This window comes from Psychrobacter sp. 1Y4, from assembly GCF_051847555.1.
The window spans coordinates 1-22,891 of sequence record NZ_JBPYDE010000004.1; the positions used below are offsets into that span (position 1 = coordinate 1).

The following is a 22,891-nucleotide window of genomic DNA, read 5'->3' on the forward strand; positions in this document are numbered from 1 at the left end:
ATTGGTTCAGGCTCAGAAATTGGTTCAGGCTCAGAAATTGGTTCAGGCTCAGAAATTGGTTCAGGCTCAGAAATTGGCTCAGGCTCAGAAATATTATCTATAGCAGTATTAGTATCAGCCATGTTTACAAACTGATTAATATCGGCTGTATTTGTTGAAGATGTACTTTCTGAGAAGTGATCTTCATTGCCCGTCATCTGATTAGCACTTTGCTCAACGCTATTATTAACTTCCTCATTAACAATAGCTTGCTGATGAACATCATTAACATTATCAAGGTTATAAGTTTGTGATTCATGCGATGATGCAACATGACCTACAGAAGCTATAGATTCTGATATATCTGTTGAGCCAGTTGATTCAATCGAATGAGACTTTAAGACTTCATCAACGGGTAATGGGCGAAACGCTAATAGACGTAAGATACACATTTCAAGCGCTTGCATTGGCGTGCTAGCAAGTTTGATACCTTCGCGTGCTTGTACCACAATTTCATAATATAACTGCAATACATCAGGACTAATATGCTGGGCAAGTGCATTAATATTTTGTGCTTGCGCTTCATTTACATTTAAAGCAACTTCCGGTAATAGCTGTGTTAATGCCAATTGATGCAGCAGCTCAGCGAGTCCATCAAACATACTGGTTGCATCGACCATTTGCGCGCGCATTTGCTCAATATGAGCAGCAACAGCTGACTTGTTATGATTATAAATATCTGTAATTAGACTGACCAAATCAGCGGCGTCAATCAAGCCTAGCATCGCATTGACCGTCACATCATCAAGTGACCCTTGACCAAAGGCAATGGCTTGATCAGTTAATGACAACGCATCACGTACAGAGCCTTTTGCTGCACTTGCCAGCTGCCAAAGCGCAGGCTGGGTATGAGTAACTTGCTCTTGCGTCAACACGTTTGCTAAATGCTCACTGAGTAACGTCTGCGGTAAAGGGCGTAGCACAAATTGCAAACAGCGCGAGATAATCGTAATCGGTAGCTTTTGTGGATCAGTGGTCGCAAGTAAGAACTTAACATGTTCAGGGGGTTCTTCTAGTGTCTTTAGTAGCGCATTAAAGCTATGCGTAGATAGCATATGCACCTCATCGATAAGGTATACTTTATAGCGGCCTTGGCTTGGCGCATAAGGGACATTATCAAGTAGCTCGCGTGTGTCTTCGACCTTGGTACGCGAAGCCGCATCAATCTCAATCAGATCGATAAAACGCCCTTGGTCAATGGCGACACAGTTGTCACAGACGCCGCATGGTGTACTGGTAATGCCAGTCTCACAGTTTAGACATTTGGATAGAATACGGGCAATCGTCGTCTTACCAACACCGCGCGTACCAGTAAATAGATAGGCATGATGCAGACGATTATAATCAATCGCATTAATCAACGCTTGTGAGACGTGCGTTTGGCCGACCAACTCGTGGAAGTTTTTTGGGCGGTATTTACGCGCTAGAACTTGATATTGCTGCGACATAGCTATCCATTGTGCCAAGTGGTTAAAGTTCTTATTTTGAGTATGCTTTTTGAGTGTTTATTATAGCAAAAAGCCAGCGCATTCGTCTGGCTTCTTACCGGTTCAAAAATGACTTAACATCCGCTTAGCCAGTGGCCGTTAGCCAAGAGCATTAGTCAAAAAATATTGATCAAATAATACTCAATCATTAATCCGCTTTTCGGCGCATATGCGGAAATAAAATCACATCACGAATACTAGCAGAGTCAGTAAATAACATCACTAAGCGATCAATACCGATACCCTCACCTGCTGTCGGCGGTAAACCATAAGACAAGGCTTCGATGTACTCTTCATCAAAATGCATCGCCTCTACATCGCCAGCATCTTTTTCAGCCACTTGGCCATGAAAGCGTTCTGCTTGGTCAGCTGGATCATTTAATTCGCTAAAACCATTCGCCAACTCACGACCACCAATAAATAGCTCAAAACGATCCGTAATTTCGGGATTATCATCATTACGGCGCGCCAGTGGTGACGTCTCAGCTGGATATTCTGTGATAAAAGTTGGTTGACGCAGTTGATGCTCAGCCGTCTCTTCAAAGATAATGGTAATCAATTTACCGATACCAAAGACATCTTTTACTGGCTGTTTAAGCGTGTTCGCTACATAATCTGCTAGATAATCGCGATCATTGATACGTGCCATATCAAAGTCTTCAGCATATTTTTCGATAGCTTCAGTCATAGTTATGCGCTCAAACGGCGCTTTTAGACTGATACTTTCTTCTTGATAAGTGATTTCGGTCGTGCCTAAAATATCCATTGCAAGCTTATTAAACAAACGCTCCGTCAAATCCATCAAATCATGATAATCAGCATAGGCCTGATAAAATTCAATCATGGTAAATTCAGGATTGTGGCGCGTGGATACGCCTTCGTTACGAAAGCTGCGGTTAATCTCAAATACCTTTTCAAAACCGCCCACAACCAAGCGTTTTAGGTAAAGCTCAGGTGCGATACGCAAATATAATGGCATGTCCAATGCATTATGATGCGTCACAAATGGACGCGCGACAGCACCACCTGGGATAGGATGCATCATTGGGGTCTCAACTTCCATAAAGCGCTCATTCAACATAAACTGACGAATGCCGCTAATCACCTGGCTGCGAATCACAAACGTATCACGAGTCGTCTCATTGGTCATCAAATCAAGATGTCGATTACGATAGCGCGCTTCTACATCAGCTAAGCCATGAAACTTATTTGGCATTGGACGTAGTGACTTGGTCAATAAGTGGAATTCTTCAATATGGACATAAAGATCGCCTTTTCCTGAGCGACCGATATAACCTGAGACACCGACGATATCACCCAAATCTAGCGATTTGATGCTAGCGCGTGTTTCTTCATCTAGCTCTTTGCGAGCGACGTAGAGCTGAATGCGACCCGTCATGTCTTGAATGACAATAAATGAGCCACGATTGAGCATTACTCGCCCTGCCACATGAACCTGTGTTTTGTCACCCTTAGACGCATTATCTTCAATTTCTTGCTTTGACACACCCTCAAAAGCCGCTTGCAGATCTTTGGCATAATCTGTACGTTTGAACTGGTTAGGATACGGCTGTTTGCCTGAAGCACTAATATCATCGAGCTTAGCTTGCAGCTGTGCGATAAGCTCGTTGGCTTCTTCTAAGGTTGGGGCTTGGTCTTGGTTCTGATTTTGATTATTGGGCTTTGACATAACACTCTCAAAATGGTTGGATATTTATGGGTAGTCTTTTAAAGATAAAAACAAAAAAAGCAGTTTGTGAAAACTGCATAAACATAGCATTGGTTATAGCCATTATGTATTGGGGTCTGCTGACCCTAATGAATCAAACTTTCATACGGAATATGAAGCTCTTGATGGAGCTTTTTTATCATAGACAAGCTTAATGGACGCTTACGATTTAAAACCTCCGATACTTTGCTCGGTGCTCCTAAGTACCTCTCTAAGTCTTGCCTACTTAAGTTAAGGTTTTCCATCTGAAACTTAATAGCCTCAACTGGCTCTGCATGTTCAATTAGATAGTATTGATTTTCGTAGGCTTCAATTAAAGTCACTAATACATCACGAGTATCTGCTTCAATACTGCCTTCAGGCGCTTGAAACACTGCTTCTAATTGCTTAAATGCTTGTTTTAAATCCTGATCGTTTCGGATTGGTTTAATGTTCATTGACCACCTCGACATCTATTTTGTCATAATCGCTATGAGTACCAATAAATTTTATCCAAACAATACCAACTTGATATTGTATCTCTACGACTAATCGATACTTGTTTCCAGCGATATTAAAAACAACTCTGTTATTGGCACATATGCTCGCATTCTTGAAAGCATCTTTGATATCTTGAGGTGACTTCCAGTCTGCTTTTATAGTGAAATCATGCCATGCCTCAAGCTGACCTTTTGCATCATTACAGTTAGGTTGTTCCCAAAATTTACGTAACGTGCTTTTCGCTATGATTCTCATATGACTTTATTATATTCCCATTTTGGGAATATAGCAATCCTAACAATCATTTAATAAGCCTTTTATGGAAGTTAAGAGTGTACATTAGCTACATTTTAATCAAGCGGCCTTCTTACTCACCGCCAATACTAGCCATCAAGTCCGCTTGATGCTCACGTAGTAACGAGTCAAGCAACTCATCTAAGTCGCCTTCCATGATGGAATCAAGCTTATATAAAGTCAGATTGATACGATGATCAGTCATACGCCCCTGCGGGAAATTATAGGTACGAATACGCTCTGAGCGATCACCACTACCAACCAAGTCGCGGCGCATCTCATCTGCAGTATCTACCTGCTCTTGCACTTTGGCTTGTTGAATACGTGAGATGAGCATCTGCATCGCTTTTGCTCGGTTTTTATGTTGGCTACGCTCTTGCTGACATTCTGCCACCACACCTGTAGGGATATGGGTTAAACGTACAGCAGAGTCTGTGGTGTTGACGTGCTGACCACCTGCACCGCTTGAGCGGTAAGTGTCCATTTTGATATCAGCAGGGTTAAGATCAACGCTATCATCGATTTCAACTTCAGGCATGACAGCGACTGTACAAGCTGACGTATGGACGCGTCCTTGGCTTTCTGTCTCAGGCACACGCTGGACACGATGCGCCCCAGATTCAAACTTTAAGCGACCATACACACTGTTGCCAGAGACACGAGTGATAATCTCTTTATAGCCGCCATGCTCACCTTCATTAGCCGATAGCACCTCTACCGTCCAGCCCTGATTCTGCGCGTACTTTTGGTACATACGGAATAGGTCGCCGGAGAATATTGCTGCTTCATCACCGCCAGTACCCGCTCTAATCTCCAAAAATGCCGGAACTTTATCATTGGGGTCTTTTGGCAGCATCATGACATTGAGCGCCTCTTCCATCTCGATGATGGTTTCACGGGCGCTGTCGATCTCATCCTGCATCATCTCTTTCATTTCTGGGTCTGATGCGTCCGCTAGCATACTCTCAGCATCGGCCTGATCGCCTTCTGCACGCAGATAATTTTGCCACAAGGTGGTGATGTCCATCAAATCACTGTGCTCAACCGACAGCTCACGGAATTTATTATTATCACTAATAACACTAGGATCGGACAATAAGGCGGTAACCTCTTCATAGCGGTCTACCATCTGGTCTAAGCGCAAGCGCAAGGATTCTTTCATAAAAGGGCTTTTTATAAATAAGGGAAATAAGAATGCGATTATAGCAAATTTTTGCACTGAAATTAAAATCACTGCTTAAACTTAGGCTTTATAGTGATAAATAACTTTAAATTCGCTTAAAAGATAAAACTTGAACCATAAAAAATAGCCAAGACTGCTCTTGGCTATATGATTTATTATAAGCTTTAACCATCAAAAAAGACGACTTTTAAACCTTACGTACTAGCACTGATCCGATAGAGTAACCGGCACCAAATGAGCAAATTACGCCCAAATCACCAGACTTAAGATTATCTTTATAACGATGGAAGACTACCATAGGGCTAGATGAGCTAGTATTAGCAAACTCAGCGATAACGCTTGGTACGATAGCTTTATCCGCCTCTTTGCCCATTACTGTACGTAAAATAAGATCCAGCATATTGGCATTGGCTTGGTGTAACCACATCATCTTGACTTCTTGGGGTTCCAAATCATTTTCTTGTAAATGTTCAAGAATGACTTCAGACACCTTTGGACAGACTTCACGGAAGACTTTACGACCATTTTGTAAAAATAGCTTGTCCGTCACTGGCTCCTTAATATCAGGATACATTTGTGTTTCGGCTGCCAAAAACTCCGAGCGATCCATAAAACCGTATTCATTTTTAATATTGGTTGAAAACTCAGTAAACAGCTTACTGTTTAAAATCTCATAGCCTTTTGGTGTATCCAGCTCTTCTACGATACAAGCGGTTGCGACATCGCCAAAGATAAAGTGACTGTCACGGTTACGCCAGTTTAAATGCGCGGAGGTAATCTCGACATTGACCACAGCCACACGTTTGGCAAGGCCTGATACGATAGAGCCATGTGCTTGTGATAGACCAAAAGTTGCCGCACTACAGGCAACGTTCATATCATAAGCGTAACCACCAACCATGCCGATTTCTTTTTGAATCTCGATGGCAACGGCAGGATAAGTACGCTGAAAGTTTGAGCAAGCCAATATGATACCGTCTAAGTCGTTGGCTTCAAGCCCTGCATCGGCAAGTGCGTCTTTGAGCGCTGCTGCTCCCATCTCCGCCATGACAGACAACTCTTCGCCCAAGTTACGATAGGCAATCACTGGCGCCATGATTTCAGGGTTCAAAATACCGTCTTTTTCCATTACGTAGCGTGATTTAATGCCTGATACTTTTTCGATAAACTCAGCGGATGAATGCTGGAGTGCAGGGATAGTATCATTGGCTATCTCGTCAGCATGTGCTTCGTTATAATTGTCAACGTACTGGTTAAATGACTCTACCAGCTCTTCATTGCTAATGCTAAAGGGAGGGACATACAGGCCAGTACCGGTGATACAAGTCGTCATGATAAGCTTCCTTGTCTACTACTATTTGGCTTATTAATAAGCATAAAAAGGGAGAAAATAGCGCAAGTCTAATTTCGGTGAATAACTGTAAACTTAAAATCAATGTCTTTATTATGCCTGAATATTATTATTTTTCTAATACTTTGTTACAAATAATCAATTTCATGTCAATAATCGGCAAAGGCCTACGCTATTGACGCCTACCTACTATATAATTAACCTCATTTAAACGCACTCAATTTTGGCAAGATAATAGCTAGGGAACATAATGGAAGGTCTTTTTATTTGGTTATTCGGACAATATGCTGACTATTCTACACTCTTTATTATACTAGAAATCATCGGCGTGATCTTTGGCGTTGCCAGTGTATTACTCGCGCGCAAGCTCAATGTACTAGTCTTTCCCATTGGTCTGGTTAGTACTGCTATCTTTGTGTATTTGCTATGGAAATGGCAATTGTTCGGTGACATGTTTATTAACGCTTATTACACAGTAATGGGTTTATATGGCTGGTTTAACTGGTCAAAAAACTCAAAAGCAATCAAAAGTAGTGGTAAAAATTCTAACCAAGATGATATCGATATCGAGCATATCCAATCAAGCGACATACCCATGATGGCACTATTGGCGACTGGGACAGCTGCCTTTGTGGCATTGGTTTATTATTTCCGCCCCGTCATCAACAACAACTTTAGCTTTGATGGTGCAGTGCTAGGAATGCATTTGTTTACTTGGGTCGATTATACCGATATGCTAACCACCGCGCTGTTCTTAATGGCGATGTGGCTCATGGCAAGCCGTAAGATTGAGCATTGGTTACTATGGATAGTCGCCGACGCAATCTCAGTGCCATTATATTTTTACAAGGGCCTTACCTTTACCGCATTACAATACGTAGTGTTCACTCTCATCGCAGTTTGGGCTTATTATGAATGGCAACGACGCTACCGCATTCAATCTCACGCAGCATACGCCTAAAACGGTAATTAAGATTGCTATTTTGGGGGCAGAAAGCACGGGCAAAACCACCTTATGTCGTGATTTGGCAACGCATTTTAGTAGCCCTTGGGTACCAGAGTATATGCGTATTTATTTGCAAGAAAAATGGGATAACGAGCAGATGACTTGCACTTGGGACGATCTATTACCCATTGCCCAAGGTCAAATCAAGCTTGAGAATAAACTGGCCCAGCAAGCGGCTCAAGATTTTTTATCTCGCCTAGACATTGATACTGTTACTGACACTCAAAAATATCTATTTTGTGATACCAGTTTGTTTGAGCTAATGGTTTATTCAAATTGGTATTATGGCGACTGTCCTCTTGCGCTAAAACAAGCCGCACTGGCGCATCATTATGATTTGATACTGCTAACAGACGTTGATATTCCTTGGGTTGCGGATGACTTGCGAGATAGTCCATATGAGCGTGAAGAGATTAGCGCTTATTTTGAGAGCCAATTAAATAAATATAACAAATGTTTTAGACGTATTGGCGGTAATAGAGAGGAGCGAGTTCGACAAGTGATTAGTTATTTAGAGTGATTTTTACTTCTGCTTAGGCTATTTTTTTCTCCATTGATTCAGCCAATAATCGTTCGTCCTTCATTTCCACTCTCAAACGCCCTTTTATTAGGAATTTTCTTGAAAGCCACGCTATACACGATAATTGCTTTGATAGCCTTTGCTGCAAACTCTCTGCTTTGTAGAATGGCGCTCGCTGAGGGTTATATTGATCCTTGGAACTTTACTATTATTCGCCTGTTAGGTGGTGCTATCTGCCTTGCAATAATCATGAGTGTGCATCAGCGTCGTCTACAGCAGCCAAGTACGCCTCATCAAGATACAGATGTTTTAAGAGAAACTATCTTAAAAGATAAAGGCAGCTGGTTAAGCAGTCTCAGCTTGGTGATTTATGCGCTTTGCTTTTCACTCGCTTACGTGGCACTTGATACTGGTACTGGCGCGCTTATTTTGTTTGCCGCCGTTCAACTTACTATGATCGGTTGGGGTATTTATCAAAAAGAGCAAGTAAGTACCATACAATGGGTAGCTCTTTTTGTAGCATTCGCAGGTTTCGTCTATTTAATGCTCCCTTCAGCAGCAGTACCCTCACTGATTGACGCGATGATTATGGCAATAAGCGGTATCGCATGGGGCGTTTATAGTATACGCGGCAAAGCTTGCGTATCCCCGCTTCGCGCTACAGGTTTTAACTTTATTAGAAGCCTTGTCGCTATTCCTTTGTTGTTTTTGATAGGAATAAATTATTTGACAGGTATCAGTACAGAAGGTGTCATATTAGCAAGCGTGTCAGGAGCCATTACTTCTGGCGTTGGCTATAGCCTATGGTATGTGGCCATGCCATTGTTAAAAAGCACTCAAGCCGCGGTTGTACAGTTTTGTGTGCCAGTATTGGCAGCTATCGCAGGTGTGTTGTTTTTGTCTGAACAACTATCTCTGCGATTCATCATCGCAACCATAGTGATTTTAGTTGCTGTTTCAGTATTTGTCTTAACCAAACAAACGCCTAAACCCTCTGCCCATATTGAGACAGTTAGATAAATGTTTTTAAATTACCAAACCTGTAACACTCAGAAACACTTTAGGTACTATATTAACGCCAAACAATAACGTTAGATAAATCTATTACTTGTAACATACTGCTTTACATCTCAAACAACAAAAATCTTGAGGACTATTATGAAAAAATTATTAGCCGTTGCGCCTTTTGCTGTACTACTAGGAGCATGTGCAACTAACGCACCAACCACTACGACAGCCCCTACTACCAATACGCAACAAGTGGTACAGTCATTTACTTGTGAAGATGATGGCGTGGTGACTGCCGCGTATGCAGCTGACGGTCAAGCAGCCAAACTTAACGTTACCCTGCCAAAGATTGGTTTAAATAACGCAGACATCGAGATGAAACAAGCAGTATCAGGTTCTGGTGCTCGCTACATTAATGACGTTAACCCTAAAACGACTTATGACTGGCAAACCAAAGCTGACTTTGGCATTATGACGATCAGCTCAGACAATGGTCAACAATATAGCGTTAACTGTAATATTTAATAGAATGCTTTTATAGTCATTGCAATTAGTCAGTAAAAAACCCCACGTTATATATTACGTGGGGTTTTTTGTGCTCTATCTTAAACAGTAGCAAAAAGACTGCTCACTTATTTATTTTTCTTACCCACGAATTGCACCACTGCACTAAGACCTTGATGATACTTGCCTTCTAAAACCATACGCTGTTTTTCAACGCCAATGATTTCTTGTAATTCTGTAAGCTCGTTCTGCATATTTTTAAGGGAGTTAAAACGCTTTTTTTGCGCAGCAGGTGGTCCGCCAACAGCTTCCATGGACAGTTGCTGCTCGGTATAAGCTTCAAGGATAAAGACCCCATTTGGTCTCAGCGCTGGGACAATCTGTGTATGAATATACCGACGAACATCAGTAGGCATATGCGCCCAAATGGACACTATACCATCCCATTCATTTTCACCGAATTGATAATCCGCTAGGTCAGCCACTTGAGTGGTAATGGTAACATCTTTATCCATAGCCAGTTTTAACGCTTTGTTCAAGCCCACATCAGATAAGTCCATGGCAGTGACTCGATAGCCTTGCTCAGCTAAAAAGACCGCGTTTCTGCCTTCGCCTTCTGCCAAACACAGCACGCGTCCCCCTGCTAGTATGTGCTGGAACTGCTCTTTCAAAAAATCATTTGGTTCTTTACCAAAAGCAAACCCTGGTTCGCTATAGCGTTCATCCCACATGTCATTTTCCTTTTGTATTTTATTTAGCCTGCTAATTATTACAGTTATAGTACCGTGGGTAAGGCGCAATAGGAACCACAATATCAAAGAGGAGATCACCTATCTTTATAGCTACATGAGACAACAACCAAAGTTCGTGAGAATGGTGTTACTCGTTACTTATAGGATCTGTACAAAGTCAGGATTAGCATTATTAGGGGTTGTTCATCAATAAAAAAGCTGAATTAGCGCTTGCTAGTCCAGCCTTTTCTATTTATATAATGGAAGTTATTTTATATAAAAGTAGCCTCCATTGTGGCGTAAGAGAAAATTTATCATTTTCTAATATGCAATTTTTTAACGCATCTTATCCCACACCTTATTCAGCCGTTTTGGTGATACTGCCATACGCGTTTTCATGGGTTGAGCAAATAGCTGGATACGATACTCTTCTACCATCCAGCGATACTCACTGATGGCCGTATCGCTGGCACGATTAGCCAATCGCTCCATATGCACATCGAGCGCATAAACGCCATCGAGATCAGCATCAAGGTTGTGCTCAAGGCGTTCGATACGAATCTCTAGCGCCTCTAAATAGCGCGGATACTGCTGCCAATGACTATAATCCATCCGATAAACAAAGTCAGACAGACGCAAATCCTCTAACTGGTCTTCGATATCATCGATAGACTCGCCAAACACTTCACGATCCAGCATAAGTAAGCTTTGACGAATACGCTGCCAGCGAGTATAGACATTTTTTAGGGTTTTGATGACACTTTGACCCGTTAATAAAAAGTTACTAACCACGGTCTCAAGCGTCTTTGCATACTCCTCTGGGGTAAATGGCAGCTCCTCGCTCAGTCCAATCGCGACATCATCTGCACTCTCAGGCAGGTCCTCACTATGATCAAATAAGACATAATGCTCCTCAAGCGTCGCATCAAGTGTGGCATCGATGACGATGGTTTTTAGCTTTTCCATATCACCAAGCGGGGCAAAGGCTAATTTAAATATCTTATCGACTTGACTGGTCAGCTGCTTTCTTTTGGCACCGAGCTTACCTTTGATCAAGGTTAAAACGCCAATGCGATGCGCCTGTAGTGCCGCGTTTACATCGGTGTATTGATGAATCGATACCGCTTCGCCCGCCTCATCTGCGACCAATGCAGCAAATTGCTTCATCACTACGCCTGCGCTATGGTGGTTTTTACTAAAAGCAAAGTGCTCAGGGAAATCAGTGTGCGCGCCTTGTTGCTCATTGACCGCTTGACGGGTCTCTTGAGCATGACGAATCTGTAGCGTCTGTAGATCGCGGCCTTTTTCGATAATGCGGTTCTTATCATCGACCACGCAGATTTGTGGTTGCAAATAGCGATCAATGCTGGCCGGATTAAAGCTCTCCTCAGTCACCGACATAATGCCGCGACGATTTAGCGCTTGGCATAGCTGCTTGAGCAGTCCCTGTCCACCAGCGGGTTGCAATTCATCAAATAAGCTATCAGCAGTATCAGGAATCGGGACGATTTGTCGACGGATGTCTTTGGGCAGAGATTTAAGTAACTGCAATACCAGCTCATAACGCCAACCGGGTACGCCCCACAATAACTCAATAGCATCAAGCTGCGGCAGCGCAACAAGTGGCACGCGAATGGTCACGCCATCATCATCACTGGCAGGATCAAAAATGTAGCGTAGCGGCAGTTTCAAATCGCCCAGCTTCCACACTTCTGGGAAGTCACCTGTGGTCGGTGCTTGGCTATTGAGCACATCATCATCAGTAAAGAATAGATATTTGCTATCGTTTTTTTCTACCTCTGCACGCCAATCTTCAAAAGCTTTACGGCTGGCGACATGCTCAGGAATCTTTCTATCATAAAACTGATACAGCGTCTCTTCATCGACAAGTAAATCACGGCGGCGTAACTTATCTTCAATACGCTCAACATGGGCGATTTTGTCCATATTGTGCTGTAAGAATGGTGCCTGACGACCCAAGTTACCTGTAACTAAACCGTCACGGATAAATATCTCGCGCGACTCACTTAGATTGACTTGCTCGTAGTTGGTTAGCTGCTTACTGATGATAATAAGCCCAAACAAGCTAATCTGCGCGTAAGCTTTCACGCGGCCTGTTTTCTTGGACCAATGCGGCTCAAAATAATGATACTTTAATAAGTTACCTGCCGCTGAGATGATCCATTCTGGTTCAATCTTGGCAACGGTACGCATAAAGACTTGGGATGTCTCGACTACCTCAAAGGCTATGACCCAAGGTGGCACCTGTTTAAACACCGTACTGGCTGGAAAGATTTTGGCCTTTTGCTGGCGAGCAGCGAGATACTCTCCGCGATTTTCGGTTTTGTGAGCAATCGTAGACAATAAGCCCGTTAGTAATGCACGATGCAAATTGGCATATTTGACCGCCTTTACTTCTTCGTCTTCTATACTGGTAGGGTCACTATTATTCGCCTCTTTTTTGCTGTCTTTATCATCTGTCAGCTTAAGATCTGTAACCATCTGCACCAACTGACGATGGGTTTGGCTCCATTCGCGCACTCTTGGAAAGCTCAAATAGTTCTTCTTAGTAAACTGCTTACGCTGATTACCAGACAGCTTATTGCCGTCTGCATCCTTTTCAAACAAGGCTTTCCACAGGCTAAGATAAAACAAGAAGTCAGAATCATCTTGACGAAACTCTGCGTGTTTTTGATCCGCTTGCTGGCGCTTATTGACTGGGCGCTCACGCGGGTCTTGGACAGCAAGGGCTGCGACAACGATTAGCATTTCGCGGATACAATCAAAGTCGCTACCGGCAACCAACATACGTGCCAGTCTTGGATCAATGGGCATGCGCGCCATCTTCTGCCCAGTAGACGTGAGACGCAGATGATCAAGCCCTTTTTGGCGTTTGTTTTTGCTGTTTTTATAAGCAGTATCAGCCTTAGTAGTAATAGCGCCTAGCTCATCGAGCAATTTATGTCCATCTGTGACTAAGCGGCTATCAGGCGGCTCAATAAAAGCAAAATCATCGACACTACCCAAACGCAGATTGGCCATTTGCAAAATAACGGAGGCAAGATTGGTCCGCAGTATCTCAGGCTCGGTAAATTCAGGACGACCGCTAAAATCCTCCTCAGAATACAGACGGATACAAACACCCGGCGCGACACGGCCACAGCGCCCTTTACGCTGGTTAGCGGCAGCTTGTGATATTGCTTCAATCGGCAAACGCTGTACGCGCGAGCGATAAGAATAGCGTGATATTCGCGCAAAACCCAAATCGATCACGTAGCGAATGCCGGGTACAGTCAACGCAGTCTCAGCAACGTTAGTGGCGATAACAATACGTCGACCACGACCTGACGGCTGAAAGATACGTTGCTGCTCTTCATAGGTCTGCCGTGCAAATAATGGCAATACTTCGGTATGCTTTGGTCCATGACGCACGAGCACGTCTTGTAATTCACGAATCTCCGCCTCCGTCGCCGCAAATATCAAAATATCTGCTTGATCAGCGTGGCCCTTATTCTGTGCATCGCTGAAACATTCTTCAACGGCGGCAACCACCGCACGCGGCAAATTCTCCTCAAAGTCATCGTAGCTATCATCATCAGAGCTACCTACTGGCTCATCAGTGAGCGGACGGTAGCGTACCTCGACAGGATAGCTACGCCCTTCGACATTGAAGATGGGCGCAGGGACACTACGCTTTAGCTTATTATCATAACGGCTAAAGTATTCGCTAAAACGCTTGGTATCTAGAGTGGCTGAGGTAATAATGACTTTTAAATCGGGGCGTTTGGGTAGTAATTTTTTCAGATAGCCCATGATAAAGTCAATGTTTAGGCTACGCTCATGCGCCTCATCAATGATGATGGTGTCATATTTACTTAAAAACCGGTCATGACCGAGTTCAGCCAATAAGATACCATCGGTCATCAGCTTCACCACTGATTGCGCCGACCCTTGCTCATTAAAGCGAATTTTAAAACTGACCGTATTACCGAGCTGCTCACCCAATTCTTCAGCGATACGGTTGGCTACGCTACGTGCTGCGAGCCTGCGCGGCTGGGTATGCCCTATCTGCCCAGTAATACCACGACCTGCCAGCATAGCCAGCTTTGGTAATTGCGTGGTCTTACCAGAACCCGTCTCACCTGCGACAATGATAACTTGGTTATCGATAATAGCTTGTACTAAATCCTCAGCACGTTGGCTTACCGGCAGATCTAGGTTTAAGGTCGTAGGCAAATTGTCTGGAATACTATCGATACGTGCTTGTACCGCTTGCTGTGAGCGGGTTTTAATTTTGTCGTACTGCGCACGTTTTTTAGCTAACTCTTTATCTGCTTTATTCTGCTTTTCATTATCAGACTCTTTATTAGCTTTTTTGTTTTTAGCCACGGCAGTGCGCGCCAGCTCTCGCTCAAGGCGACTAAGATAATACTCATCTTTAGCAAGGACTGGTAAATCAAAAGCACTGGCACTATTCACAGTATGAGTGTTTAACCGCGGTACTTTATTGTCAAAATCAGCTTTAAGATTAGTGTTTGTCTGTGTTTCTATGTTTTGCAATTCTTTAATTTGATTCGGCATATCTGCTTAGGCTATTTATTATAAGAAAGTGTCTAGATTATGGGGATGTTTTAGGCGTGATTCAAGATAGTTGTGGTGTTTGGTTGGTAACTATGTAGACTATTACCATGGTATAAAATATTACATTGGAAGTTTTCAAACTCATTGTCTATAAGCTTAAGCTTAGTTAGCAGTCCTTATCTGCACAGTAATAGTTACGTTTTAGAATTATAAAAACGACTAAAACAATAGAGCTAATCACTCTTAGTATAGATAACCTGTTGGTTAGTAGCAGCCTCCATAAAGAAGGTATGCAACTTTTGTAAAGGTACTCGAGGGAAAGGTAGGTGCAAGGAAAGTATTAACCTCTCAAACGCGACTATTTCGTCAGCAAAGGCCTTCGCAATGTCTGGCCCAATCTGCGGATCATCATAGAGATTGTCAATCAACCATGTTAATTGTGGAAAATTGCCATTATTATGAACCTGATACAGGGTGGTAAACAGGTCATTAGGAATGTGGCAGCGCGTTTTGCGAATCATGCCGTTCTTAAAGTACATATCTAAAGCCATATTAAAGTCCCTTCCTTAATTTTCTGATACTGAGATAACCGACGTATACTTTATCATCATGAGTGTTAGCTGCTACTTGATAAACATTAAGTTGCTTTGAATCTACAATGACCGAGATTTATAACGACTCACTCCAGCAATAACTGTCTCCTCAATCACTCTATCATCACCAAGCATCATCAATACAAATAATTGCTCATCAAGTGTTTTAGTCTGTGCCATACGTCTTTTTAATAATGGCGTTGCTGCCATGTCTATGACTACAAAATCCGCTTCTTTATTAGGCATAAAGTTACCGATTTTATCATCTAACACTAATGATTGTGCGTTACCCAAAGTAATCTGATACAACCCTTGATGGGCGGACAATTGATTGTTTTGTAATTGCTGAACTTTATATGCCTCATTTAAAGTCGTCAGCATCGATAAACTGGTCCCCGCCCCTACATCGGTGGCGATACTGACACCGGTATAGCTCAGCGTCTTAGGTAAATCAAATAATCCGCTACCCAAAAATAGATTGGACGTTGGACAATGCGCTATCTGTGTACCAGTCTCGCGTAGGCTTTCGTATTCTGACGTCTCAAGGTAGATACCATGTGCCAAGGTAGTGTACCGACCCAGTAGCCCCATATCTGCATAGACATCGAGATAGCCTTTATGATTGGGATAAAGCTTACGTACAAAAGCCACTTCATCACGGTTTTCTGCCAGATGTGTTTGCAGATAAACAGTGTCGTAACTTGCATATAACTCACCTGCCATTTGTAGCTGCTTTGGCGTTGAGGTAATCGCAAACCTTGGGGTAATCGCTACATGTTGACGTCCATGTCCATGCCAGTTATTAATAATGTTTTGCGTGTCTTGAATGCTCTGTTCAGCCGGCACGCACAGATGCTCCGGCGCGTTTTGGTCCATCAACACATTACCCGTAATCATGCGAGTATTAAGCCTATGACTTTCAGTGAAAAAGGCTTCTGCAGACTCAGGATGGCTCGTAGAAAACACCATGGCGCTGGTTGTACCGTTAGCGAGCAACTGCTCTAAAAAAAACTTGGCGGTATCATATGCAATCTTTGGATCGGCAAAATTGGCTTCAGTGACAAAGGTATAGTTATTAAGCCAATCGAGTAGCTGCTCACCATAAGCTGCCATCATATCTATCTGCGGATAGTGCACATGGGTATCGATAAAACCTGGCATAATCAGTTTATCTTGATAGTTATGAATATTTACCGGTGCTTGATCATTCGTTTGAGCATAGCTTGCCAGCATAGCTTCGTTACTACCATAATCCACAACGTGACCTGTCACATCGTCGACAACCAGCGCACCATTAGCAATATACTCAGGATAAACGTTCATGCCCGCGATGACTGGTAATAGCGTTATATTTTTATCAACAGTTGCAACTGTTGCTGTATTTGGATAATTAGAAGATGTTGAGTGAGAGTTTTCAGTGTGCGCACGCTCAGCCCTTTGATTCAGATCATCTTCGGTAAGATAGTGTAGGAGCTGCGCTTGGTAGATATGTAGGGTCATTTGAGGGTCTCGTGGGGCAGAATGCTTCTAATCAAGAAGTAAATTAATATCAACGTGCGACTGGTATAGATTTTACTTGCGTGCTATGCCTTAGCAGACAGAGGCTGCATCAAATCTATACCAGCAGCACTGTAACACTTCTAGAATAAATCAATTATATAGCCAATTAGTATAAACTTTCGTAGGCTGGCGCTTTTAGCCCAGCATTTTACTTTTGCAATGTATTCATAAAGTTAAACAGTCAAAAGTAGAAAATTTGTAATTACGGCTGATGATAATGCTGCAAAATTTGTGTGGCAATAGATACAGCGACGGCCATAGGCTCTTTACCACCAATCGGCAATCCAATTGGCATGGTTAGTTTATCGACTATCGGCTCATCATAGCCACGCTGCAGCAGACGACCTTTAAAACGCTCAGCTTTAGTTACCGAGCCAATACAACCAATATAAGGCAGTGATACTTCTGAACTATTATTAGGATTAGTTGCTAAACTGTTTGCCTCTGAAGCAGCATCCAACGCGGCACGTACTAACTCAAAGTCAAGACTATGATCATGAGTCATAACCAAAATAAAACGATAAGCGCTTTGGTGGCTAAATGGCTCAATAAACGGGCGAATAAAATCAACAGGATCATCATCAATATGCGGACGGATATGGGCCGGAAGCTTATAAAGCTTAGGCTGATTTAAATTAGGCTGAGCGTTTAATCGTTGAGGCAAATCTTCGGTTTGAATAGACTTATTTGGCAAATTAGAATTGTCTAATAAATAACGCTCAAACATTTCAGGACGACTGTCTACCCAATCCACTTGGCAAGGCAGCTCTGCCAGTATCGTCATTAATGCTGCCGCCACATTCCCTGCTCCAAATACCAATATCGACATCGGTGGCGTCACATTGAAACATTCAAACATAACCGTGACACTACCACCGCAGCACTGCGCTAGCTTCGCACCTAGCGGATAATGCTTGGTATAGACAGCATCGCGTCTGACTGCTTTCGTTGGCTTTGACTCACGAATGTTATCATTATCAATATCATCATTAGCGTTTTTGTCTCTTTTGGATACCTTTGGTACAGTTATGTCTATCTCGTCATTTAGCAGTTGCCTTGCCGTCGTGATAACATCATGCTCAAGACCGCCGCCACCAAGCGTATCGCAGTAGCCATCCTGTGTGACTACCATTTTCGCCTGTAGTGCTCGCGGTGCTGAGCCATTAACCGCAACGACAGTCGCTAACACGTGTGCCAAACCTTGATGCTGATACTGTGCTAGACCGTCATACCAGCGCGTGGGAGCTGCTAATAACTCACTCACTGTGCGTAGGTTCACTATGTGCAGGGCCTCTTGAACCCGCTACGTTAGGATGCTCTATCGCTTCTGGCTGATCGTCGACTGTCTGACCTTCAACCTCCGGTGGATTGATATCTGTAGCGTGTGGCACTAGTTGTGGCTTCACTTTATCGTCGTCAATACCGCAGTTGTCCTCATCTTCGGTCAAACTATCAAGCGCATCAAAGTTTACGTTTGTGTCGATCTCCCACGCCTCACCTTGCATACGCATCACCGCTTTTAATACTGCCTCTGGAGTCGCAGGCATCGTAAGATCCGGGTTCTTTTTATAATCACTCAAGCTTGCGATTGCATTATTAATAGCACACCAAACACTCGCTGCCAGCATAAAAGGCGGCTCACCAACTGCTTTAGAATTATAAATGGTTTGCTCTTCATTTTTACGATCATATAGCTTAACGTTGAATTGTTTTGGCAAATCGTGCGACGTTGGAATCTTATAATTGGCGGGGCTATTAGACGCGAGTGTGCCCTTTTTATCCCAAGTCAACTCCTCTGTTGTGAGCCATCCCATACCTTGCACAAAGCCGCCTTCAATCTGACCAATATCAATAGCTGGGTTAATTGATTGTCCAGCATCGTGTAAGATATCGCAGCGTAGAACTCGGTACTCACCAGTTAACGTATCTATTTCAACCTCAGTACATGCAGCACCTAGAGCAAAATAAAAGAAAGGTCGACCCCACGCTTTAGAGCGGTCATAAAATATCTTGGGCGTTTTATAATAACCCGTAGAAGATAGGCTAACGCGGTGCTGATAAGCCAACTGCACCATTTCCGCAAAAGTGAAGTCTTCCTTATCGCCAATGTAGACATGATTGCGCTCAAAGCGTATATCTTCTTGCGCCACTGCAAAATGCTCAGCGGCAAACTCGACAATGCGTGCCTTAATAGTTAAGCAAGCGTTTTGCGCGGCTTTACCGTTGATATCGGTGCCTGATGAAGCCGCTGTCGGTGACGTATTAGGCACTTTATCAGTACGCGTTGCGGATACTTTTACGGTATCCAAATCCACGGCAAACTCATTGGCGACGATTTGAGCGATTTTGACAAATAGCCCTTGCCCCATCTCTGTACCGCCATGATTGAGATGGATGCTGCCATCGGTATAAATATGTACCAGAGCACCTGCTTGATTGAGCGTCTGTACGGTAAACGAGATGCCAAACTTCACAGGTGTTAGGGCAATACCAAGACGTTTGTCACTGCCTGCAGCTTCGGCTTGCTCATTGACTTTTATGATCTGCTGGCGGCGCTTATCATAATCACAGTCTGATGCCAGCGTATCCATAATCGTTGCCAGATCAAAATGCTCGATTGGCTGACCATAATGAGTACTTTGGCCATTTTGGTAGAGGTTCGTCAAGCGTACTTGCAGAGGGTCTTTGCCCAATGTATAAGCAATTTGATCCATCATATATTCGGCAGTCATCAGACCTTGAGGCCCGCCAAAACCACGATAGGCCGTGTTCGATACCGTATGCGTTTTGCAGCGATGTCCTGCCACTTGCGCAGCTGGATAATAATAAGCGTTGTCACAGTGGAACATCGCTCGATCAACGATAGCATCGGACAAGTCTGGTGCATAACCGCATAGACCAGCCAGCTGCATATCGACACCTAGGATTTGCCCTGAGTCATCAACACCGACCTCATAACGATTGACAAATTCGTGGCGTTTACCGGTCACAACCATATCATCTTGGCGATCTAAGCGCATACTGACAGGGACATTGTGACGCTTGGCAATGATACCGCAAAAGCAGGCCCAAGCAGCTGCTTGGGTTTCTTTGCCCCCAAAACCGCCGCCCATTCTACGCACAACTGTATTGACTGCATGAAATGGCAGATCTGTCACCTCAGCGACCAGCTGCTGCACCTCACTTGGGTGCTGCGATGACGTATAAACTTCAAGCCCACCATCATCGCAAGGCACCACATACGACACCTGCCCTTCAAGATAAAAATGCTCTTGTCCGAGCATGTGAATATGGCCTGCAATACGCTTGGGCGCATTCGCAAGTGCTGCATCGGTATCACCGCGCTGCATAAAATGGCTTGGACGTACAAATTGCTCTTGCTCTAAAGCTTCATCAACACTTAATATTGCTGACAATGGTTCATATTCTATCATGGCTTTAAGTACGGCTTTTTTTGCGGCACGGTGAGTGGTTGCCACGACCAAAAACAGCGTCTGACCCACGTATTGTGTGATCTCATCCACCATCAATGGTTCACCATCAAATACCGCTCCGATGTCCGTTTGGGCAGGCAAATCTTTAAAGCTTAGAACATCAATCACCCCATCAGCTGCTTTGACTGCGCTAAGATCCATACTGGTTACCCGAGCATGAGCGTGACTGCTTTTACCAACAGCCAGATGTAGCGTACCCTGTGGCTTTAAGATATCATCCACATAAGTAGCCGTACCCATGACATGGCTTATCGCACTATCATGCTTGGCAGAAGTGCCGATTTTGTTTTTAGGCGGACGTACACGGCGAATACTGTAGCTGTCAAATAAGGATGATTGATGGCTCATGATGACTCTCTCTCAGTTTGCGTCTCTGTTATCAGCTGCTTACCACATTTAATCAATAATCGTTGCACTACATGCAAGCGATACTCACGGCTGGCTCGAACATCTGTTAACGGCGAGACATCCATCGGTAATGCTTTTGCAGCGCTCTCAAAACTTGCGACCTCAAGAGGCTGCCCTAAAAGTGCTTGCTGACAATTTTTTGCTAATAAAGGTATTGCAGCCATACCGCCTAGACCAATCTTTGCATGATCGACACTTTTACCATCTGCTGATAGAGCGACACTGATAGCAACCAAACAAGCAGAAATATCATCTTCATAACGCTTGCTGATTTTATGAATAAACAGGTGCTGATTATCCTGCATAAGCGGTATATCAATAGCGACAATATAACTGCCTGCCCGCAGCTTGGTCTTTTTATAATCTACAAAAAATTCCGTTAAAGATATTATCTCGTCAATATAAGACTTTTTATCATATTCATTTTTATTGACTGTATCTTTATCACTCATCTTTTTTGCACTGTCATTTTTATTATCAGGACCACAATGACGCAAATGAACGCGAGCATCTAACGCGAGCAAAATGGGAGGCAGATCTCCAATAGGCGAGGCATTAGCAATATTACCGCCAAGCGTACCCATATTACGTATTTGCGGTGACGCAATTCTGGCAAATAGCGCAGCAAAGGCAGGAAAGTACTGTTCAAGTATCGGCAGCATTTGCTGATAGGTCATACCTGCACCAAGTCTCAAAGTTTTCGCTTCTACACTGGTATTATTAGCACTATCTGATGTAGATTGAGGCTCTAAATCAGACAGTGACCAAGATTTTAGCTCGTCAATGGCCGATAGCTGAATGATTGTTTCATGGTCAACTAAGTGCTGAGTGATACTCAATCCTAAATCCGTACCACCCGCCCAAATAGTCGCCGTTGGGTATAAGGCTAATAGCTCATCGAGCTCGTCCATTGATTTTGGAATAAATAGCTGCCGTATACCTTCAGCTAATGCCAGCGTATTAGTTGACGCCTGATCTACTATATTTGTCGCTGTGCTTTTGGGTAGCGGTTTTTTGTCGTTTGCCATGACGTCGGTGGCTAGACTTATGGTCAAGTCCTTTGCGACTGTCTGATCAGCGTCTCTTTGTTGGCCGATTTTACCCATCATTAGACCCGCTTCAATGATGGGTCGATAGCCAGTACATCGGCATAGATTCCCTGATATTGAGGCGACGATATCATCATAGCTTAAATCATTGTCGCCTTGTTCACCGTTTATAATGTCTTGCTTGGCAGTGACTGGCTTAACATGGTTATGCTGCATGCGATGGTTTTCATATACATTTGCAAGCGACATCACAAAACCAGGGGTACAAAACCCACACTGCGAGCCATGGCAATCAACCATTGCCTGCTGTGCAGGATGTAATAGCGCACGCTCTGGGTGATGTGTTGGATTATCCGCTAGATAAGATGCGGTCATCAGATGATGACCATCCATGAGCGACAATAGAGTAATACAGGAATTGAAGGTATAAAAAGGAGTACTGTCACTAGACTCGCTGGTTGCATGACTGGGGAGACGCTGCGCCATGATTGTACATGCACCGCAATCTCCACTACCACAGCCTTCTTTAGTGTCAGTTTGACGTTCATACGAGCGCAGATACTCAAGTACCGTCGTGTTTGGATTGAGTTGGGTTATCTCGTGGCGCTTTTCGTTTAGATAAAAACTAATCATAGCAGGACTCGGCTAACAAATTGAGCTTTATAAAATATAGTTATAGGACGATATTCTGAACTTCAACAAATTAAAAGTTCAATAGAACATAAGCCTGACACCTTTATAAACGTGACTATTCAGTCAGGTTTTATTTATATTATCACCCCTATTGCTTGCCTACAAGCAATTAAATATCGTTTATCCAAACTTTTAAAACCCATCTGATAAGTTATAAAATACTTTAAAATTTCCAAAAAAA

General features: G+C 43.3%; 17 protein-coding genes and 1 pseudogene. 5 read left to right on the forward strand and 13 right to left on the reverse strand.

Going from position 1 to position 22,891, the window contains the following annotated elements:
- Positions 1-36: 36 nt before the first annotated feature.
- On the forward strand, positions 37-135 hold the full coding sequence (locus ACS8FC_RS04145; protein ID WP_439296068.1) for a hypothetical protein: 99 nt from the start codon (positions 37-39) through the stop codon (positions 133-135).
- An 8-nt stretch (positions 136-143) separates the two neighbouring features.
- Here the strand turns inward: ACS8FC_RS04145 and dnaX are convergent.
- From dnaX to ACS8FC_RS04175, 6 genes and pseudogenes are all read right to left on the reverse strand, one after another.
- Positions 144-1,418: pseudogene (dnaX, locus tag ACS8FC_RS04150) on the reverse strand (DNA polymerase III subunit gamma/tau); the annotation flags it as partial.
- Positions 1,419-1,674: 256 nt separating this feature from the next.
- Positions 1,675-3,216 (reverse strand): lysine--tRNA ligase, encoded by a 1,542-nt coding sequence (lysS, locus tag ACS8FC_RS04155; protein ID WP_439260818.1) that lies wholly within the window; start codon positions 3,214-3,216, stop codon positions 1,675-1,677.
- Positions 3,217-3,341: 125 nt separating this feature from the next.
- Entirely contained in the window at positions 3,342-3,692 is a 351-nt protein-coding gene (locus ACS8FC_RS04160) for a helix-turn-helix domain-containing protein (protein ID WP_439260817.1), read from the reverse strand.
- The gene (locus tag ACS8FC_RS04165; protein WP_439295943.1) at positions 3,682-3,990 is read right to left on the reverse strand and encodes a type II toxin-antitoxin system HigB family toxin; all 309 of its coding nucleotides are present in this window, start codon (positions 3,988-3,990) and stop codon (positions 3,682-3,684) included. The genes ACS8FC_RS04160 and ACS8FC_RS04165 overlap by 11 nt, the downstream gene beginning before the upstream one ends.
- 112 nt (positions 3,991-4,102) lie before the next feature.
- Entirely contained in the window at positions 4,103-5,191 is a 1,089-nt protein-coding gene (gene prfA / locus ACS8FC_RS04170; RefSeq protein ID WP_439260815.1) for a peptide chain release factor 1, read from the reverse strand.
- 208 nt (positions 5,192-5,399) lie between these two features.
- Positions 5,400-6,545 (reverse strand): beta-ketoacyl-ACP synthase III, encoded by a 1,146-nt coding sequence (locus ACS8FC_RS04175; RefSeq protein WP_439295944.1) that lies wholly within the window; start codon positions 6,543-6,545, stop codon positions 5,400-5,402.
- Between the two features lie 268 nt (positions 6,546-6,813).
- Between ACS8FC_RS04175 and pnuC the strand changes: the two genes are divergently transcribed.
- From pnuC to ACS8FC_RS04195, 4 genes are all read left to right on the forward strand, one after another.
- A complete protein-coding gene (gene pnuC, locus ACS8FC_RS04180) occupies positions 6,814-7,524 on the forward strand; it encodes a nicotinamide riboside transporter PnuC (protein WP_439260813.1) in 711 nt (236 codons plus the stop codon).
- Complete coding sequence (locus ACS8FC_RS04185; RefSeq protein WP_439295945.1) at positions 7,475-8,089, forward strand: AAA family ATPase; 615 nt, start codon at positions 7,475-7,477, stop codon at positions 8,087-8,089. Before pnuC ends, ACS8FC_RS04185 begins: the two co-directional genes overlap by 50 nt.
- A 99-nt stretch (positions 8,090-8,188) precedes the next feature.
- Entirely contained in the window at positions 8,189-9,109 is a 921-nt protein-coding gene (locus ACS8FC_RS04190) for a DMT family transporter (RefSeq protein WP_439295946.1), read from the forward strand.
- A 138-nt stretch (positions 9,110-9,247) separates the two neighbouring features.
- Positions 9,248-9,622 carry an MliC family protein gene (locus tag ACS8FC_RS04195; protein WP_439260810.1) on the forward strand — a complete coding sequence of 125 codons (375 nt, stop codon included), beginning with the start codon at positions 9,248-9,250 and terminating at the stop codon, positions 9,620-9,622.
- Positions 9,623-9,729: 107 nt separating this feature from the next.
- Here the strand turns inward: ACS8FC_RS04195 and ACS8FC_RS04200 are convergent, their stop codons facing one another.
- The 7 genes from ACS8FC_RS04200 to ACS8FC_RS04230 form a co-directional block, all read right to left on the reverse strand.
- Positions 9,730-10,332: a class I SAM-dependent methyltransferase gene (locus ACS8FC_RS04200; protein ID WP_439295947.1), complete on the reverse strand. Its 603-nt coding sequence runs from the start codon at positions 10,330-10,332 to the stop codon at positions 9,730-9,732.
- A gap of 336 nt (positions 10,333-10,668) precedes the next feature.
- Complete coding sequence (gene hrpA / locus ACS8FC_RS04205; RefSeq protein WP_439295948.1) at positions 10,669-14,913, reverse strand: ATP-dependent RNA helicase HrpA; 4,245 nt, start codon at positions 14,911-14,913, stop codon at positions 10,669-10,671.
- A gap of 233 nt (positions 14,914-15,146) precedes the next feature.
- The gene (locus ACS8FC_RS04210) at positions 15,147-15,464 is read right to left on the reverse strand and encodes a hypothetical protein (protein WP_439260807.1); all 318 of its coding nucleotides are present in this window, start codon (positions 15,462-15,464) and stop codon (positions 15,147-15,149) included.
- Between the two features lie 102 nt (positions 15,465-15,566).
- Positions 15,567-17,006, reverse strand: a complete 1,440-nt coding sequence (guaD, locus tag ACS8FC_RS04215; RefSeq protein WP_439295949.1) for a guanine deaminase — start codon at positions 17,004-17,006, stop codon at positions 15,567-15,569.
- A 262-nt stretch (positions 17,007-17,268) separates the two neighbouring features.
- The gene (locus ACS8FC_RS04220; RefSeq protein ID WP_439295950.1) at positions 17,269-18,345 is read right to left on the reverse strand and encodes an XdhC family protein; all 1,077 of its coding nucleotides are present in this window, start codon (positions 18,343-18,345) and stop codon (positions 17,269-17,271) included.
- Positions 18,323-20,908, reverse strand: a complete 2,586-nt coding sequence (xdhB, locus tag ACS8FC_RS04225) for a xanthine dehydrogenase molybdopterin binding subunit (protein WP_439260804.1) — start codon at positions 20,906-20,908, stop codon at positions 18,323-18,325. Before xdhB ends, ACS8FC_RS04220 begins: the two co-directional genes overlap by 23 nt.
- A complete protein-coding gene (locus tag ACS8FC_RS04230) occupies positions 20,905-22,650 on the reverse strand; it encodes a xanthine dehydrogenase small subunit (RefSeq protein ID WP_439295951.1) in 1,746 nt (581 codons plus the stop codon). The genes xdhB and ACS8FC_RS04230 overlap by 4 nt, the downstream gene beginning before the upstream one ends.
- Between the last annotated feature and the right edge of the window lie 241 nt (positions 22,651-22,891).

Coding starts and splice junctions, on each gene's coding strand:
- lysS (WP_439260818.1), bottom strand. CDS start 3,216: ATGTCAAAGCCCAATAATCAAAATCAGAACCAAGACCAAGCCCCAACC.
- ACS8FC_RS04160 (WP_439260817.1), bottom strand. CDS start 3,692: ATGAACATTAAACCAATCCGAAACGATCAGGATTTAAAACAAGCATTT.
- ACS8FC_RS04165 (WP_439295943.1), bottom strand. CDS start 3,990: ATGAGAATCATAGCGAAAAGCACGTTACGTAAATTTTGGGAACAACCT.
- prfA (WP_439260815.1), bottom strand. CDS start 5,191: ATGAAAGAATCCTTGCGCTTGCGCTTAGACCAGATGGTAGACCGCTAT.
- ACS8FC_RS04175 (WP_439295944.1), bottom strand. CDS start 6,545: ATGACGACTTGTATCACCGGTACTGGCCTGTATGTCCCTCCCTTTAGC.
- pnuC (WP_439260813.1), top strand. CDS start 6,814: ATGGAAGGTCTTTTTATTTGGTTATTCGGACAATATGCTGACTATTCT.
- ACS8FC_RS04185 (WP_439295945.1), top strand. CDS start 7,475: ATGAATGGCAACGACGCTACCGCATTCAATCTCACGCAGCATACGCCT.
- ACS8FC_RS04195 (WP_439260810.1), top strand. CDS start 9,248: ATGAAAAAATTATTAGCCGTTGCGCCTTTTGCTGTACTACTAGGAGCA.
- ACS8FC_RS04200 (WP_439295947.1), bottom strand. CDS start 10,332: ATGTGGGATGAACGCTATAGCGAACCAGGGTTTGCTTTTGGTAAAGAA.
- hrpA (WP_439295948.1), bottom strand. CDS start 14,913: ATGCCGAATCAAATTAAAGAATTGCAAAACATAGAAACACAGACAAAC.
- ACS8FC_RS04210 (WP_439260807.1), bottom strand. CDS start 15,464: ATGGCTTTAGATATGTACTTTAAGAACGGCATGATTCGCAAAACGCGC.
- guaD (WP_439295949.1), bottom strand. CDS start 17,006: ATGACCCTACATATCTACCAAGCGCAGCTCCTACACTATCTTACCGAA.
- xdhB (WP_439260804.1), bottom strand. CDS start 20,908: ATGAGCCATCAATCATCCTTATTTGACAGCTACAGTATTCGCCGTGTA.
- ACS8FC_RS04230 (WP_439295951.1), bottom strand. CDS start 22,650: ATGATTAGTTTTTATCTAAACGAAAAGCGCCACGAGATAACCCAACTC.